Source organism: Sphingobium sp. GW456-12-10-14-TSB1, assembly GCF_059424385.1.
Window position 1 is genome coordinate 730650 of sequence record NZ_JBWKZI010000002.1, and the last position, 14851, is coordinate 745500.

Here is a 14851-nt window from a genome sequence, read left to right on the forward strand (position 1 = left end):
TCATGAACTTGTCGCCGATCTCTACAATCTTAGGGCGCGAAAGCATGTACAAAATCGCCATGCGCCAGATAGCTTCGTAGGTATCTACGAGTTTTTGTTTTTATCTGAAGGGCTGACCCGATCGGAGCCAGAGTAAGCAAGATAGTATAATCCCGGATTCTACGTCTTAATAAGCGATAGCATATCGACCATGTGATAAGTCAAATCTCGCAATGATTAATATTGCTATCGGATTATGAAATGCAGTCCGCTGTCGATTTAAGTGACACTCATTTGACAATTTAATTTATGCAATGCGGGCGATGGTGGAACGATTATCCAACAGCATCGTTACGACGTCGTCACGATTAACGTGATGCGGCCACTTGACCGCTCGAAATCTATTCTACGGAGAAGGTATTATGCTGAAAGTCATTATGGCCGCGGGCGCGCTAGCGCTTTCAGGTTCAGGGGCTCTCGCCCAAGCTGTTTCACCAACAAACACAGGTTCAATGTCGAGCATGGATACCGGCACAACACCGATAGCTGGACAGAATGAGCCAGCCTTTGTGATGGCTGCATCGGATGCGAACCTCTATCAAATAAAAGCAGCGCAGTTCGCCGTGACCAAGGCTCAGCGTGACGATGTGAAGGCTTTTGCCAAACGTGTTCAGACCGAAGCGCAAATCGCGCAGAAAGCACTCATGGCCGCGCTGCGCAACGATCAGCGGACAATAAAAGCGCCATCGTCATCGCTTTCCTCCGACAGAGCCGCACTCGTGAAGCTGCTCCAGAAGACGCCGCGCGGCAGCTTCGATAATCTTTATCTATCCCAGTCCGCCCAGGTACTACAGGCGGCATGGGCCATCAACAAAGGCTATGCGCAAGACGGCACCGACCCAGCCTTGAAGCAAGTCGCGGGAACCGCCGTTCCCACACTTGAGCAAGAACTCACCAATGGGAAGGCACTTCTTCCTTCAGCATTGACCGGCGGTCAATGATCATAGTGGCGCCCGTTCTTCACGGGCGCCACTCAATGTGATCGTCATGCCCTGGCGGGCAGCCGCTGTTATTTCAAGCGCGGTAACAGCGAACCCCACAGCGGTCGTGTTTATGCTTTCAACCTTGTCTTCAGGATATTGGGCGGATGATGATACTTGTTTTTGCCATGGCGGCTCTTGCACAAACCCCCGAGCAACCCGCCAGAAAAGATGAGACAGTTGACCGCGGTCGGGAAATCGTCACGCAGCCGGCGAAAGATATTGGCGCGGCCAAAACCGAAATTCCAGCTATTCTGGAAAGAGCGCAAGAAAATCCATATGGTCTCGCCGGCTTGAAATCCTGTGCGCAGATCAAGGCCGCAACTACGGAGCTCGATAGCGTCCTCGGACCTGATTTTGCGGTCGGCAACAACAAAAAAGAGAACAGGGCTGGTCGGCTGGCCGAGGCTGGAGGGAAAACTATTGTTAACACAATCATACCGTTTCGGGGCTTAGTTCGGGAGATTTCGGGCGCAGCTCCGGCCGAAAGACGCCTGGCGGCAGCGATTGACGCCGGCTTCGCACGCCGCGGCTTTCTTCGTGGAACAGCGCTCGCGCGGCGCTGTCCGGGGAGCAAAAATTAGCGACGAAAGCTGACGCTATTGAATTCGACGCCTCTGTGTGACGCTGCGCATTATCTCTTGAACTATGGCATTGCAGGGTAATGGGCCGGGGCGGGAATAACGAAAAGCTACTCGGGCCAGAAACAATCTATATTATTGCTTCCAGGCAAGGTGACGGCGGCCCAACCGATCAAAGTGCCGGGTCACCTTTCGTGTGACCCTGGCTGATATCACCATAGGCCACAATTGTGGGGATTGAAACGGGACACCAATTCGAGGCTCACTTCTTAACGACCGCCCGATCGGGAAAGTAATTTTTCGCGTCGGAGTGCTCGGCATCACGCGCCATCAGTTTCTGTGTTGTGCACCAGCCTGGCAAACCGCTCCTCGGTATCTTTTGATTCTTGCTTGAAGATTGGGGGAGCTACAGCCTGATATGCGGCTTAGGTGTAGGACCGGTCCAGCGGCGGCGGGCAAGGAGCGGGTTATCTCTGCGTAATGCTGAGGTTCCATATAATATGCAATTGCCGATCACTCCTTAATGCTGCAAGACAGAACCACACCGCGCAACATTGGGATTGTAATTTATATGGCGGACAAGTCGGCCACTGTTTCGGCGGATCCTGAGGGCCTCGGCGAATCTGCGGTGTCGCCGCTTAAATCGCCGCGCGTTCGCCTCGCGATGCTCATTGGCGCGATCCTGCTGCTCATCGGTGGCTTTGTCTGGTACTTGGATCATCAGAACCGGGGCCGATACATGCAGGTGACCGACAACGCCTATGTTGCGGCAGATTCCGTCATCACAGCGCCCAAGATCGCCGGATATGTTGAACGGGTGTTCGTTATCGAGAATCAGACGGTTCGGCAGGGGCAGTCTCTGGCTGAACTCGATCCCCGCGAATATCGGGCGCAGACCGAACAGATTACCAGCCAGATCGAAACGGCAACGGCTGCGGGGGATACGACGCGCTCTCAGATTTCCGAACAGCAGGCAGCCATAGCGCAAGCGCAAGCCCAGCTCAACGCGGCGCGCGCCGAGGCTGCTTTCGCCGCACAGCAGGTTACGCGATATCAGCCGCTTGCCGCATCAGGCGCTGAGCCAGGGGAGCGTTTCGCGCAGCTTCAGACGCAGGCACGACAAGCTCGCGAGCGAACCAATGCTGCGCAGGCGGCGCTGATCGCCGCGCAACGGCGTGTCGGTACACTGGGCGCGCAGGTGCGTCAGGCCCAGTCGCAAGCAGAGGCCGCGCGTGCCCAACTCAAGGTGGCGCGCGTCAACGTCGAATCGACAGTGCTCAAGGCTGCAATCAATGGCCGTGTGGGCGATCTGGCTGTCCGTGTGGGGCAATTCGTGCAGCCCGGCACACGCATGATGACACTGGTTCCTGTCGATCGATTGTTCATTGAGGCGAACTTCAAGGAAACTCAACTGGGGCTTATGCGCGTCGGCCAGCCTGTTGGCATCGAAATCGATGCGCTCCCTGGCGTCGAACTGACCGGGCGTATTGCCAGTATCGCCCCTGGCACGGGCGCCCAATTCTCGGTGCTCCCCCCCCAGAATGCGACCGGAAACTTCACAAAGATCGTACAGCGCGTGCCTGTACGCATTGCAATCGATGCTCCTCTCGAAGTGCGCACGCTCCTTGTGCCGGGAATGTCGGTTGGAGTAACGGTCGATACGCGTTCAGCCAGAGGAGAGATGGATCGACTCCGTCAGGCCGTAAGCCGGAAGCGTTGACAGTGGTCACGGTCACAGCATCTCCAGACGCAGCTCGTTCCGCGCGTGCGGACTTGACCGCTTGGATCGCTGTTGCTGCCGGCTCGCTCGGCGCACTGCTGGCGACCCTCGACATCTCGATCGTCAACTCGGCACTGCCAACGATCCAAGGCGAAATCGGAGCAACCGGCACTGAGGGAACGTGGATCGCCACCGCCTTTCTCGTTGCCGAGATCGTCGTCATTCCGCTGAGCGCCTGGCTTGAACGGCTTTTGGGACTGAGAACCCTCCTTCTCATTTCCGTGACTGCCTTTACCGGGTTCTCCATCCTATGCGGCATCGCCACCGACCTTATGACGATGATCATCGGACGAACCGGGCAGGGCCTTATGGGAGGGCTGCTGATACCCACCGCCATGACGATTGTCGCAAAGCGACTCCCGCCACCCCAGCAGCCCATCGGGATGGCCCTTTTCGGAATGACCGTAATCTTGGGACCCGTTCTTGGCCCCTTGCTCGGTGGCTGGCTGACGGAAAATTTGAGCTGGCACTATGCCTTCTTCGTCAATGTTCCGGTCTGCGGGATACTCCTCTTGCTCCTGTTGCTCGGCCTGCCGCACGAACGTACGAATTGGGTCTATCTTCGCGAGGCCGACTGGTTGGGTATTATAGGCCTGATCCTTGGCCTTGGAGGACTGACGATCGTGCTCGAGGAGGGGCACCGTGAAGACTGGTTCGAATCGACGCTTATCATCCGGCTGACGTTTATAACCGTAGCAGGGTTTGTGATGTTGGCGATCGGACAGATCTGGGCAGCAAAGCCCGTCCTTAAGCTGCGAATCGTCATGAGCAGACAGTTCGGCAGTGTCGTTATCATGGCGCTAGCGCTGGGCATGGTGATGTACGGATCGACCTTCGTCATCCCGCAGTTCCTGTCGCTTATCGCCGACTATAATGCCCTCGAGACCGGACAGGTCATCTTTCTCATGGGCGTTCCTGCCTTCTTTGTGATGCCGTTCGTGCCGTTTCTGATGCGGGTTGTCGACATCAGGCTGGCCGTTGGCGCTGGCCTCGCGCTTATGGCTGCTAGCTGCTTTGTGAACACCAGTCTCACAGTGGAATCCGCAGGCGAAGCCTTTACTACCGGTCAGCTGCTGCGCGGGGTGGGGATGATCTTTGTCATGCTCTTTCTGAACCAGGCCGCCATTACCTCAGTCAGCAAGGAGGATGCTGGAGATGCCTCAGGCATCTTCAATGCTGCGCGAAACCTCGGTGGCTCATTCGCTCTGGCGGCCCTGACGTCGTTCCAGGACCAGCGTATGTCACTCCACAGCCGACGGATGGAGGAAACGCTGTGGGCAAACGATCCAAGCGTGCAGGAGTATATCGCGGGGATGTCTCATACTCTGGGAAATATGGACGCGGGCCTTCAGTCGCTCGCTGGCACAATTCAGCAGCAGGCGTTCGTCATGACCTATAACGACATATTCTTGACGATGGCGGTAGCGACTTTTGTGACGCTTCCGTTCGTGTTTTTCCTTCGCCCGCTCCCCAAGGGGATGTCGCTGACGATGCATTGAGGTGGTAATGGCAAAGTTAAGTGGTCTCATCCTTCCGCTGCTCCTTGGTGGATGTGTGGTCGGCCCGGACTATTCCGGACCACCAGAGCTCGGCCAAGCCGCGCCGCGGCCGACATTCGTTCGTCAACCAGCGGATGCGTCGACCAGCGAGCCCGAACTCGCCGAATGGTGGACGACGCTGCAAGATCCGGTTCTCGATGAGCTCGAGCGGCGCACTCTTGTCGCGAATCCCTCGATTGATGTTGTGCAGGCCCGACTTCGCCAAGCCCGTGGGTCTGTACGCCAGGAGCGAGCAAACCGCCTGCCGACGGCTGGTGCTCAGGGCGCGGCCATATTTGCTGATCTTCCCGGGATCGATCTCCAGGCCAGTCAAGGAAGTACTCTACCCACACCTGTTCCGGCACCTTCATCCGCCCAGGATGCGGACACGTCTCTGCGTTTCTACAACCTTGGTCTGAACGCAAACTGGGAAATAGATCTCGCGGGCGGGCAGGTGCGAAAAATCGAAGCGGCAAACGCGCTGGCGGCCGCAGCGGCGTATAATGTTGCAGACGCAAAGGTTCAGCTCAGCGCTGAAGTCGCGCAGACCTATACCAATCTTCGTGACCGGCAGCAGCGCGCCGCTGCTTTTCGGGGAGGTCTCGACCTTCAGCGCCAGCAACTCGCCCTAGCCCGGCAGCGTTTCGGGCAAGGCACAATCCCGGCCTTCACTGTCGGCCAAGCGAACCGCGCGGTTCAGGCCACGATCAGCGATCTCGCCGCGGCCGATGCTGAGATCGAAATATATATGAATGCGCTAGCGGTTCTCGCCGGTGAAGCGCCGGGATCTCTCGATCCGCTATTGACGCCACGGCGCGATATCCCGATCCCCCCTGCGCGGGTGTCGATCGGAGACCCTTCGGCGCTCCTGCGCCGTCGTCCCGACATCCGCGCTGCGGAGCGCAATCTCGCCGCCACAACCTCCCGGATAGGGGTCGCGGAAGCAGCTCGTTTTCCGAAAATCAGCTTCATGGGGATTCTCGGGATTGGCGGCACGTCCATCGGAGACCTGGTAGATCTGGGCAATATTTCCAACATCGCCGTCCCTCAGCTGCAATGGGGCTTGCTCGATTTTGGACGAACGTCAGCGGCGATAGCGCAGGCACGCTCTGGTCGCGATGAAGCCGAGGCACAATATAGGCAGGTAGTGCTCGGCGCGCTTGAGGACGCGGAGACGTCGCTTGCGCGCTTTGCACAGCAAAGGCGAAACGTCGCCGCATTTGCCGAAATCAAGCGGTCCGCAGATGAAGCGGCAACGCTGATGCGGCAGCGCTATGCGCGGCAGGTCATTTCGAGAGGCGACACTCTTGAGGCTGACCGCCAGCAGCGGCTTGCAGAGGCAAACCTGCACAGTGCGGTTGCGGCCCTCACCGCCAGCTATGTTGCCATACAGAAGTCGCTTGGACTGGGATGGACAGAAGCTGGGAGTCAAGCTTCAGCCCTTATGAGCAAATAATGATGGTATCTGTCCGGACTTGCCAATACAAGAATCGGCGGCCCTGCCCACCGCCAATGATGACTTTTGGCACAGGGCAACCCGCCTGTTCGGCATCCATCCTGCTGCCCTTGCGATTATACAGAGTTTCGCGGGGTAACGCGCCCCGGGGCGATTGCGATGTCTTTGACGGGGGTTGCCCCCGATAGGATGAAATACGGATTCACGACCGCATAGCCGGACGCAACATCGGACCGGAGACAACCACAGAGCAGTTTATCGGCCTCGACGTGTGATTGAATAGAATTTCTGTCCGACGAAGATCTATCCCGCGGGGAGTTGTCCTGACCGCGTATACGACCTTGTACCCGACAGACGGCATCACCCGCAGGCAGAAGATGGGGCCGCTTGTAAAACCAGCCAAGCTTACGACCTCACAACCATAGATCGACGAAGATCGAAATTGCCTTGACCGTGATGCGATTAAACAACCCACAAGTGCATCATTGGCGAGCATCGTGCCGAATTGGATATCCATGAGGCGAGACCAACCCCACCACATGATCAGGCTGCCGGGTGCCGAACACGCGCTTCGGCGATATCATTCGACGGGTTGGAGAACGGCGCCCGTCAAATCAGTTGATCGAGCAGCGGATCGTTCAATTCCCGCCACCATGGCGTCAGTTGCGGCGTGGAGGGGCACCGGGACCTGATCCGTCAGCACAAAGGATACCTATCGAGGCGGGGCTGCTCCTCTGTAATTCGGCCCCATCAAACATCCGCGGAGCGTACGCCTCGCGAAGGCTCGGTCATCATGGCCCCGCCATCCCTCCTTCCCAGCCGCCGCCGAGCGCAAGGAACAGCCGAACGCGATCCGAGGCGATGGACGCATCCGAGGCCGCCAGCGCCGCTTCGGTTGTGGCAAGGCTTCGCTGCGCGTCGAGCAGTTCAAGGCCTGTTCCAAGACCGCCCCCGGTTATCCGGGCCTGGAGCCCGGAAGCCCTCCGGCTCTCTTCGCGCGCGCGCCTGAGCTTTGCATTCTGGTCCAGATCACGGGCATAGGTGCTGAGGACCGTCTCGGTTTCGCGGAGAGCTGCGAGGACGCTGCCGTCAAATGCCGCCAGCGTCGCGCGCGCCGCTGCATCGCTTTCCGCGATCCGCGCCCTGGCGACGCGTCGGTTCGGGAAGGACCACGAGATGAGCGGGCCGAAGCTGAACCGCAACGCCGAATCGTCGACCAGCCCGCCCACGCTCCGCGAGGTCGTGCCGAGCGATGCGCCGAGGCTGACGCTCGGATAGAGGTCCGCCGTCGCCACTCCGATGCGCGCCGTCGCAGCCGCGAGCCGGCGTTCAGCTTCGCGGATGTCAGGCCGGCGCCGGATCAGCGCCATACCGTCGCCAATCGGCAGGGGGCGGTCGACGGAAGGGATGATCCGGCAGGTCGCGAGATTGGGCGGATAATCTTCGGGCGTCCGGCCGAGCAGCACGGCAAGACTGAATAGTGCAGCTTTGCGGCCTGCCTCGATCGGCGGCAGCGCTGCCTCGAGCTGAGCCAGGAGCGCGCGCGAGCGGGTGGCGTCGAGGTGCGTGTAGAGGCCGGCGCGCACGCCTCTTTCGGTGAGGGCGAGGCTTTGCCGCTGCAGTTCGACCGAATGGCGCGCAACGGTCATCCGCGCGCCGGCCGCGCAGGCATCTCCATAGGCGCCGACCACTCCGGCCACGACCGTCGTGCGCGCAAGGTCATAGGCGGCGGCCTGCGCTTCCGCATCGGCCTGCGCGGCTTCGATCGTGCGCCGAATCCGGCCCACGACGTCGAGTTCATAGGATATGCCGACGCCGGCGTCGAATGTCGCATGGGTCCCGTTGGGCGAGCCGAGACCGAGATTGGACGGCTCGCCCACCGATACGCCGCCCGCCGTGGAAGTCTGGACGCCCGCGCCGGCCTCGACCTCCTGGACAATCGCGCGCGCGCGTTCGAGATTGGCCGCCGCGACCCTGAGGTCGGTGTTTGCCTCGATCGCTTCCTGGACCAGCGCATCGAACTGGGGAATAGCGTAGAGGCGCCACCAGCGCTGGGGCAAGGGTTCAGCCGAATAGGCGGGCGATTTTCCTTCGGCAAAGCTTGCGGGCCGATCCGAGATGCCTGCGGGCAAGGGCGGCGCCCGATAGCTGGGGCCGACCGTGCCACAGCCAGCGAGCATCAGCGCGCCCATCAGTCCGAGCGGCCTTTTCGTTCCGACGCGCCCCATCGTCATTCGCTCCGGCCGGGGCCGAGCGCATTTTCCGCGCCATTGAGCGTCACGGTGACCGTCCGGCCCGCGATCAGATCGATGCCGGGCGGCACCTTGTCGATGGCGATCCGCACGGGGATGCGCTGGGCAAGACGGACCCAGCTGAAGGTGGGATTGACATTCGCGAGTAGCGTTCCGGACGCGGTCGTCCGTTCGCGATCGTCAATGCCCGCCGATCGGCCTTCAACATGGCCAGAAAGCGGCCTATCCTCGCCCATTACCCGGATCGTGACGCGGACGCCGGGGCGGATGTGCGAAAGCTTCGTCTCCTCGAAATAGCCGGCAACGTAGTAGCTGTCGGAATCGACCAGCGTCATCACGGGCTGCCCGGCGGTGGCATAGGCGCCGGGGCGGAGCGAGAAATTGGTGACGATGCCGTTGACCGGCGCACGCACCTCGGCGCGCGCCAGATTGATGCGGGCGAGATCGCGATCAGCGATCGCCTGGGCATAGCGTGCGCGGGCCTCCTCGGCGGTGGAGCGGCGGTCGTCACGTTGCTGCCCCGAGACGATATCAGAGAGGGCCTGATAGCGGCGGTTCTCCCGTTCGGCGGCGTTCAACGTTGCCCGTGCCGTGGCGACAGCGGCCTCGGCCTGCTCAACGGCATTGCGCAGCCGAACATGGTCGATGGTAAACAGGATGTCGCCGCGCCTGACCACCTGGTTGTCGCGAACGTGGACCTGCTCGACCCGGCCCGACACGTCTGCCGCGAGAGGGACCACATCCGCCCTGATCTTCCCGTCGCGCGTCTGTGGCGCGTAGGTGTAGTAATTATAGAGGTGCCAGAAGACGAACACGCCCGCACCCACCACCAGCAGGGTGAGCAAGGGCTTGAGCAGGCGGAGGAGGGTATCGCGATCTAGGGTCATGGCGGGCACTTCAGGATGCGGTGACAAGGCGTAGAGCCAGAAAGGCGGTGCCGGTCAGGATGAGGAGCAGGGCGGTGTCGAACAGCGGGCGCTGCCAGACGAGGCGGTAGAAGCTGATGGACTCGAGCACCCGCGACAGCAGCAGGCGCATCGCGAAGCCGAGGATCGCGCAGAGGAGCAGCGGCGAAACGAACACGCCCGCGATGTCGATTTCGCCGATCATGTCGCCGGTACCCAGGCCGGCGCGCGCTCGAACAGGGCGATGCGCAGACCCGCTAAGGCATGAATGGCGCGGTCGGGGCGAGCGCCGGGCGAACCATCTCCCGGCCAGAGCGCATCAAGTGCTTCGTCGATGAGCGCGAGCAGACGGGACGACGGCTGCGGTTTGTCGAACTCGCTGCGGAGTTGATCGAGAACCCGATCCGTCGCCTGCCGCCCATCGGCGGGAAGCGCGTTGCCCATCGAGCGCAGGTCGGCGACGTTCGCGCCGACCCGCAGCCGGATGAGCAGGCCGGCGCTCCGCTCGATCTGCCCGGCTGCGGCAAGGCGCGCCGTCACCACCGAAATGCGGTCGAGCGCCCGCTGGACATAGCTGTCCCGCAACCGTCGGCTGGGCGACCGGCTCAGCCGCGCGATCTCGCGCGCTTCGATGCGGAGGACGCGCTGAAGCTGATGCTGCACGCCCCAGGTACGGAACAGGCCGGCGCCGAGAATGGCGGTGAATATGCCCAGCATGCTGGCGACGCTCGCCTCGACGAAGGTTCCGAAATCGGGCGGCGAATAATGGCCCTGGAGATTGATGTTGCTGAGCCCGAAAGCGAGGAGCAGCGTCGCCATCGGACTGACGGCCGCCCAGACGCCCAGCGGCAGCATGAACAGGCCCATCATCATCGCAAAGGTCGCGAAATCGGCAGCGAGCGGGAGCAGGCCATAGCACAGGATCCCCGCCAGCAGGGTCGCTAGCAGGGCGAAACGCGCGAACATTCCGATCGCTCGGCCAGGCTCGTCGCCGCCGCCGAAGAAGGCCAGCGCTATAGTGCTGAACAGGACGGCGTTCGCGCCCTGATGCCAGCCCGTCGCATACCAGAGCCCGCAGAGGAGGGCGTAGGTTACGAGGATTCCCGCCGCGATCCGGGCAGCGTGATCAATGTCGGGGTTGAGCGGAAACGCCCGCGTCTCGCTGACTGTTCGCGCGAGCGCGGGCGCAAGCTTCGCCTTTCCGCTCAACGCCGCCTCGATCCGCGAGACTTCGCTCCAGAGCGTCAGCATTTCGGTCAGCATGTCGGCCAGCGCATCATGAATGAGCTGCTGCCACGCGCGCGCATCACTGGCATCGAGCGGAAGCGAGCGCACGGCATCGGCCAGATCGGGTGGCGGTTCCGTACCGGCATCGAGATGGGCCCTGGCCGTGGCGAGAGAGGGTCGGAGGGCCAAGCGCTCCGCTTCGCCAAGGCCCGCGATGCGGCTGCCGATCGCGGAAAGGAGCGGGACCATGCGCAGCAGGCGTTGCTGGATCGCGAGCGCGTGCCGCAGGTCATCGCGATGGATCACCACGCACCGTTTCGATGCGGGTCCGGCCGAGTTTCGCACGGAGCTTGTGGATGTGTACCTCCACCGCGTTGCTTTCGATTTCCTCCTGCCAGCCGTAGATGCGATCTTCCAGCTGACTGCGCGACAGGACGTGCCCTGGGCGCTCGGCCAAAGCATGCAGGATCGCAAACTCCCGGCGAGAGACGGCGATTTCCTTGCCATCCAAGGCCACTGATCTACGCGCTTCGCTGATTATCAGCGCACCCAGTTCCAGATCGCCGCTTGCCCGCCCACTGGCTCGAGGTGGGACTGAAATCCGGCGAAGTCCTGTCGGAGTGCACTCCGGGCGCCAAGGCCGATTTGGTGCGGACTTTGCCATGGCCGGTGCTGTTCATCGGCGACGGAGTCAACGATGCGCCGGCGCTTGCTGCGGCAGATTGCGGGATCGTTGTCGCGCGCGCCCATCCTGCGGCGGCTTCCAGTGCAGCCGTTTCCTTCCTTTCGGGAGGGGTGGAACAACTTGCGATCACCCTGTCGATCGCCCGGCGTTATCAGCGGATCTCAAGACAAAACATCTTGACTGCAATCGGCTACAATATGATTGCCGTACCAACCGCGCTCCTTGGAGGTTTGTCTCCTGTTACGGCGGCCGTTGCAATGTCCGCAAGCTCGATACTGGCTCTCGCAAACGCTGCCCGATGGGCGGTTTCGATTTGAAGCGCGACATCCATGGGATGCGTAGCATTTCATCCAGGGTGGGGCGAGCCCCACCCTGGATGGCAAAATCTATCGGGCCTTGAGGAGCTTGATTTGCTCTCCCAGAACGTCATGCGGGGTGCGATAGTTCAGGCATTTGCGAGGGGTGCTGTTGATGCGATCAGCAACGGCCTCGATTTCCTTATCCGATAGCAATGCCAGGTCCGTGTCAGACGGCAGGAAGCGCCGTATGCGACCGTTGCTGTTTTCCACGCTGCCCTTTTGCCAGGGTGCCGATGGCAGGCAGAAATAGCTCGTCATCGCGAGTTTCTTCTGGAGTGTCGCAAAGGCAGCAAATTCCGTTCCCCGGTCAAAGGTGATGCTCTGACGCAGGGAAGGGGGCAGCATGTGCAAGTGGTGCTGGATTCCCGACATGACGCCGGCGGAATGCCGACTGGGATTGCGGGCGAGGATAGTAAACCGGCTGCGGCGCTCGACTAACGAGGTGAGGTTGGCTTTGCCATATTCCAACCTGAAGATCATCAGGTCGCCTTCCCAATGACCAAAGCTGCTGCGATTACCGATTTCGGAAGGGCGTTTGCCAATGGTGTTGACCAAGGGAATATGCAGACCGCGGGGCTTACGCGCATAGCGTTGACGTCGAGATCGACGGGCAACAGGCAAAAGGCGCCACAGGCCTTGGCTTCGTCCGTCCGGCCCATAGACGAACTGGTAGATGGTCTCATGACAGACGGCTTCACGAATACCGCGATGGCGCCGAAGATATCCCGCAATCTGCTCGGGCGACCAAGCTGCTGACAAGCGGTCGGCGATATAGGCGGCAAGCTCGGGCTTTCGGGCAATCTTGCCACCACGCACCCGGCGCCTGTCCGCCATCGTTTGTGCGGCGGTCGGAAAATAGCCACGAAACATTGGCTCGTCATCGAGATGCCGGTTGCGTTTGAGCTCACGATAGATGGTCGAACGATGTCGCTGCAGCGCCGCTGCTATCTGCTGCACGGACCGCCCGGTTGCAGCCAATTGATAAATCTGTCGCCGCTCGTCCAAACCCAGATGCTGATAGCCGTTCATCATGTGCCTTCCTGGAAAAGGGATCAAACCCCTATAAATCCTAGGATTTCGCACTTCGATCTAGAATCCACCATGAGAAAAATTCCGGCGCGATAATAATAGGTATGTTAAATTGTTTAGGAGCGTGCCCTGTATGGTGTTGTTGCCCCCTAAAGGCCGGACAGTTCCTCACGGGTTGAACGTTCGATAAACTCTCTTGGCGATCTGTAGCCTAGAGCGCGATGCGGATGCACGCCATTATAGTGGTCGAGCCATTTTGGCAGCTGGTCGATGACGGCCTGTGCGTTGGGTAGCGGGCTGACGCGGGCGTAGTCTCGTTTGAGGGTCCGGACGAAAGCCTCGGCCATTCCGTTGCTCTGCGGACTTTCGACCGGCGTGGTGCGTGGTGCCAGGCCGATGTCGCGCGCGAAGCGCCTTGTATCTTGGGCAGTGTAGCAGCTGCCGTTATCAGTCAGCCATTCGATGGTGTGGGGCAGCTTGTTCACCTGGCCGAAGCGATGCTCGACGGTGGCAACCATGAGGTCGCGCACGTCCTCGGCGGTGATGCCGCCGGTAGTGGCCACATATCCCATCGCCTCCCGGTCGCAGCAGTCGAGGGCCAAGGCGACGCGGACCTTCTCGCCATTGTCGCAGCCGATCTCGAGGCCGTCCGAACACCAGCGTGTATTGCGAGTGACGACGGCGATCTTGCCGTCATGCCGGCGTTCCTCGCGGCGTCCGGCGTGGCGCTGGAGCAGTAAGCCATGCAGCTTCATGACTCGGTAGACGCGCTTTGGATTGGGCGCTGCGCGCCCGTTTTTTTCCGCCTCGCGGCGCAGCAGGGCATGCACGCGCCGATAGCCATAGGTTGGCAGGTCGGCGATCAGCCTGCGGATATCGGCGGCGAGTTCGGCGTCGGGCAAGGGCGGCCGCCCGCGACGCCGTCGTTCTGCTGGTCGTTGCATTGCGGAGAGATGCGGTCGTGACATGCCGACGGCATTTGCAACCCCGCTCACCGTCCACCCTCGGGCCACGAGGTCGAGCGCAACAGCTGTTTTTTTGGGCCTGCGGCCCGGGAGACAGCCTCGCGCAGCAGTTCGTTCTCCATCGTCTTCTTGCCGAGCAGGCGCTGCAGTTCGCGGACTTGCGCCTCAAGCGCGCGGTAGTCGGATGCGGCCACAACTTCCTCGCCGGCCGCAGCGGCTGTGAGTGCACCCTGAGTCATCAGCCGTCGCCAGGTGAATAGCTGGTTGCCCGCGATGCCATGGCGGCGGGCGACCAGCGACACCGAGTTCCCCGGCAAATAGGTCTCCTCAACGATGCGAATCTTCTCCTCGGGCGTCCAGCGCCGACGGCGCTGCACCGAGGTAATGACCTCTACGCGGTCATACGGTCAGGCATATGCATCACACTTCCATAAGTGTGAGGGCCTGTCAGGCGTTTTTGGGGGCTACTTCATATGGTGACGACATCACATTTCGGAACAATGTAGATGTTCGAATTCCCGGCACCTTTCGCCCAAGGGGATTTGAGTGAATGGAAATCTACCGGCGAGGCGTCACGACAATGTCTATGGGTCAATCGCTTGATAATTTCGACCGCCAAGTTTTCTTTGGCGAAAAGGGCAGATCGAAACTTATCAATCGCGTAGCCGTTACAAGCAAACACATCATGCATCGATGGGGACCGTGCGCGGGCCGCGGAACGGTCTGTGGAGTAAGTGTTCACAGTGATGTAAAACTTTGAATAATATTAAAAATATGGAACTTCGATCATATACGTGAGGATATTGGATGTCGGCTTCGGTTGTATCGCCCTCCCGCAACCAATGCCAGACACCTTACTCAAAGCCCCGACGCAAAAGTGCCGGGGCTTTGCGCATTCTCAACCAGTCGAGCCATTTCCAAGGTGTAATCAGCTCCATCTACTTAAGAGTTGGGGCCTTCGACAAATCCGGCATGGTTCACTATTATGAAATCGCGCTTGTTTAGGGGACTTAATATGCTGCCAAGTGCTCTGGTTTCTATTTTCGCATTGATAA

At 60.5% G+C, this 14851-nt stretch carries 13 protein-coding genes; 6 read left to right on the forward strand and 7 right to left on the reverse strand.

Annotated features, from left to right (window positions below; translation table 11 throughout):
• The first annotated feature begins 401 nt into the window (after nucleotides 1-401).
• From AC07X9_RS20635 to AC07X9_RS20655, 5 genes are all read left to right on the forward strand, one after another.
• Nucleotides 402-980 (forward strand): DUF4142 domain-containing protein, encoded by a 579-nt coding sequence (locus AC07X9_RS20635; protein WP_235955309.1) that lies wholly within the window; start codon nucleotides 402-404, stop codon nucleotides 978-980.
• A gap of 149 nt (nucleotides 981-1129) precedes the next feature.
• Nucleotides 1130-1603 (forward strand): hypothetical protein, encoded by a 474-nt coding sequence (locus AC07X9_RS20640; RefSeq protein WP_405053679.1) that lies wholly within the window; start codon nucleotides 1130-1132, stop codon nucleotides 1601-1603.
• A 568-nt stretch (nucleotides 1604-2171) separates the two neighbouring features.
• Nucleotides 2172-3320, forward strand: a complete 1149-nt coding sequence (locus AC07X9_RS20645; protein WP_086486325.1) for an HlyD family secretion protein — start codon at nucleotides 2172-2174, stop codon at nucleotides 3318-3320.
• A 53-nt stretch (nucleotides 3321-3373) separates the two neighbouring features.
• The gene (locus AC07X9_RS20650) at nucleotides 3374-4879 is read left to right on the forward strand and encodes an MDR family MFS transporter (RefSeq protein ID WP_024020661.1); all 1506 of its coding nucleotides are present in this window, start codon (nucleotides 3374-3376) and stop codon (nucleotides 4877-4879) included.
• A 7-nt stretch (nucleotides 4880-4886) separates the two neighbouring features.
• On the forward strand, nucleotides 4887-6374 hold the full coding sequence (locus AC07X9_RS20655; protein WP_086486326.1) for an efflux transporter outer membrane subunit: 1488 nt from the start codon (nucleotides 4887-4889) through the stop codon (nucleotides 6372-6374).
• A gap of 791 nt (nucleotides 6375-7165) precedes the next feature.
• Here the strand turns inward: AC07X9_RS20655 and AC07X9_RS20660 are convergent.
• From AC07X9_RS20660 to AC07X9_RS20680, 5 genes are read right to left on the reverse strand one after another with little or no spacing between them, the layout of a single operon-like run.
• Complete coding sequence (locus AC07X9_RS20660) at nucleotides 7166-8608, reverse strand: efflux transporter outer membrane subunit (protein WP_239019096.1); 1443 nt, start codon at nucleotides 8606-8608, stop codon at nucleotides 7166-7168.
• A complete protein-coding gene (locus AC07X9_RS20665) occupies nucleotides 8605-9513 on the reverse strand; it encodes an HlyD family secretion protein (RefSeq protein WP_086486394.1) in 909 nt (302 codons plus the stop codon). The genes AC07X9_RS20660 and AC07X9_RS20665 overlap by 4 nt, the downstream gene beginning before the upstream one ends.
• A gap of 10 nt (nucleotides 9514-9523) precedes the next feature.
• On the reverse strand, nucleotides 9524-9736 hold the full coding sequence (locus tag AC07X9_RS20670) for a DUF1656 domain-containing protein (RefSeq protein ID WP_086486327.1): 213 nt from the start codon (nucleotides 9734-9736) through the stop codon (nucleotides 9524-9526).
• Nucleotides 9733-11067, reverse strand: a complete 1335-nt coding sequence (locus AC07X9_RS20675) for an FUSC family protein (RefSeq protein ID WP_185705174.1) — start codon at nucleotides 11065-11067, stop codon at nucleotides 9733-9735. Before AC07X9_RS20675 ends, AC07X9_RS20670 begins: the two co-directional genes overlap by 4 nt.
• Entirely contained in the window at nucleotides 11048-11269 is a 222-nt protein-coding gene (locus AC07X9_RS20680) for a winged helix-turn-helix domain-containing protein (RefSeq protein WP_254908173.1), read from the reverse strand. The genes AC07X9_RS20675 and AC07X9_RS20680 overlap by 20 nt, the downstream gene beginning before the upstream one ends.
• A gap of 56 nt (nucleotides 11270-11325) precedes the next feature.
• Between AC07X9_RS20680 and AC07X9_RS20685 the strand changes: the two genes are divergently transcribed.
• Nucleotides 11326-11760, forward strand: a complete 435-nt coding sequence (locus AC07X9_RS20685) for a cation-translocating P-type ATPase (RefSeq protein WP_165418760.1) — start codon at nucleotides 11326-11328, stop codon at nucleotides 11758-11760.
• A gap of 69 nt (nucleotides 11761-11829) precedes the next feature.
• On the opposite strand, the gene AC07X9_RS20690 is transcribed toward AC07X9_RS20685, so the two are convergent.
• Entirely contained in the window at nucleotides 11830-12834 is a 1005-nt protein-coding gene (locus tag AC07X9_RS20690) for an IS30 family transposase (protein WP_086486392.1), read from the reverse strand.
• A gap of 146 nt (nucleotides 12835-12980) precedes the next feature.
• A protein-coding gene (locus AC07X9_RS20695; RefSeq protein WP_119744648.1) for an IS3 family transposase occupies nucleotides 12981-14182 on the reverse strand; the annotation gives its coding sequence in 2 pieces (ribosomal slippage) (nucleotides 12981-13877 and nucleotides 13880-14182; 1200 coding nt in all).
• Between the last annotated feature and the right edge of the window lie 669 nt (nucleotides 14183-14851).

What these genes read in the sequence shown, in the direction of transcription:
- AC07X9_RS20640 (WP_405053679.1), top strand. Translation starts at nt 1,130, where the DNA reads ATGATACTTGTTTTTGCCATGGCGGCTCTTGCACAAACCCCCGAGCAA.
- AC07X9_RS20670 (WP_086486327.1), bottom strand. Translation starts at nt 9,736, where the DNA reads ATGATCGGCGAAATCGACATCGCGGGCGTGTTCGTTTCGCCGCTGCTC.
- AC07X9_RS20655 (WP_086486326.1), top strand. Translation starts at nt 4,887, where the DNA reads ATGGCAAAGTTAAGTGGTCTCATCCTTCCGCTGCTCCTTGGTGGATGT.
- AC07X9_RS20660 (WP_239019096.1), bottom strand. Translation starts at nt 8,608, where the DNA reads ATGACGATGGGGCGCGTCGGAACGAAAAGGCCGCTCGGACTGATGGGC.
- AC07X9_RS20645 (WP_086486325.1), top strand. Translation starts at nt 2,172, where the DNA reads ATGGCGGACAAGTCGGCCACTGTTTCGGCGGATCCTGAGGGCCTCGGC.
- AC07X9_RS20665 (WP_086486394.1), bottom strand. Translation starts at nt 9,513, where the DNA reads ATGACCCTAGATCGCGATACCCTCCTCCGCCTGCTCAAGCCCTTGCTC.
- AC07X9_RS20635 (WP_235955309.1), top strand. Translation starts at nt 402, where the DNA reads ATGCTGAAAGTCATTATGGCCGCGGGCGCGCTAGCGCTTTCAGGTTCA.
- AC07X9_RS20690 (WP_086486392.1), bottom strand. Translation starts at nt 12,834, where the DNA reads ATGATGAACGGCTATCAGCATCTGGGTTTGGACGAGCGGCGACAGATT.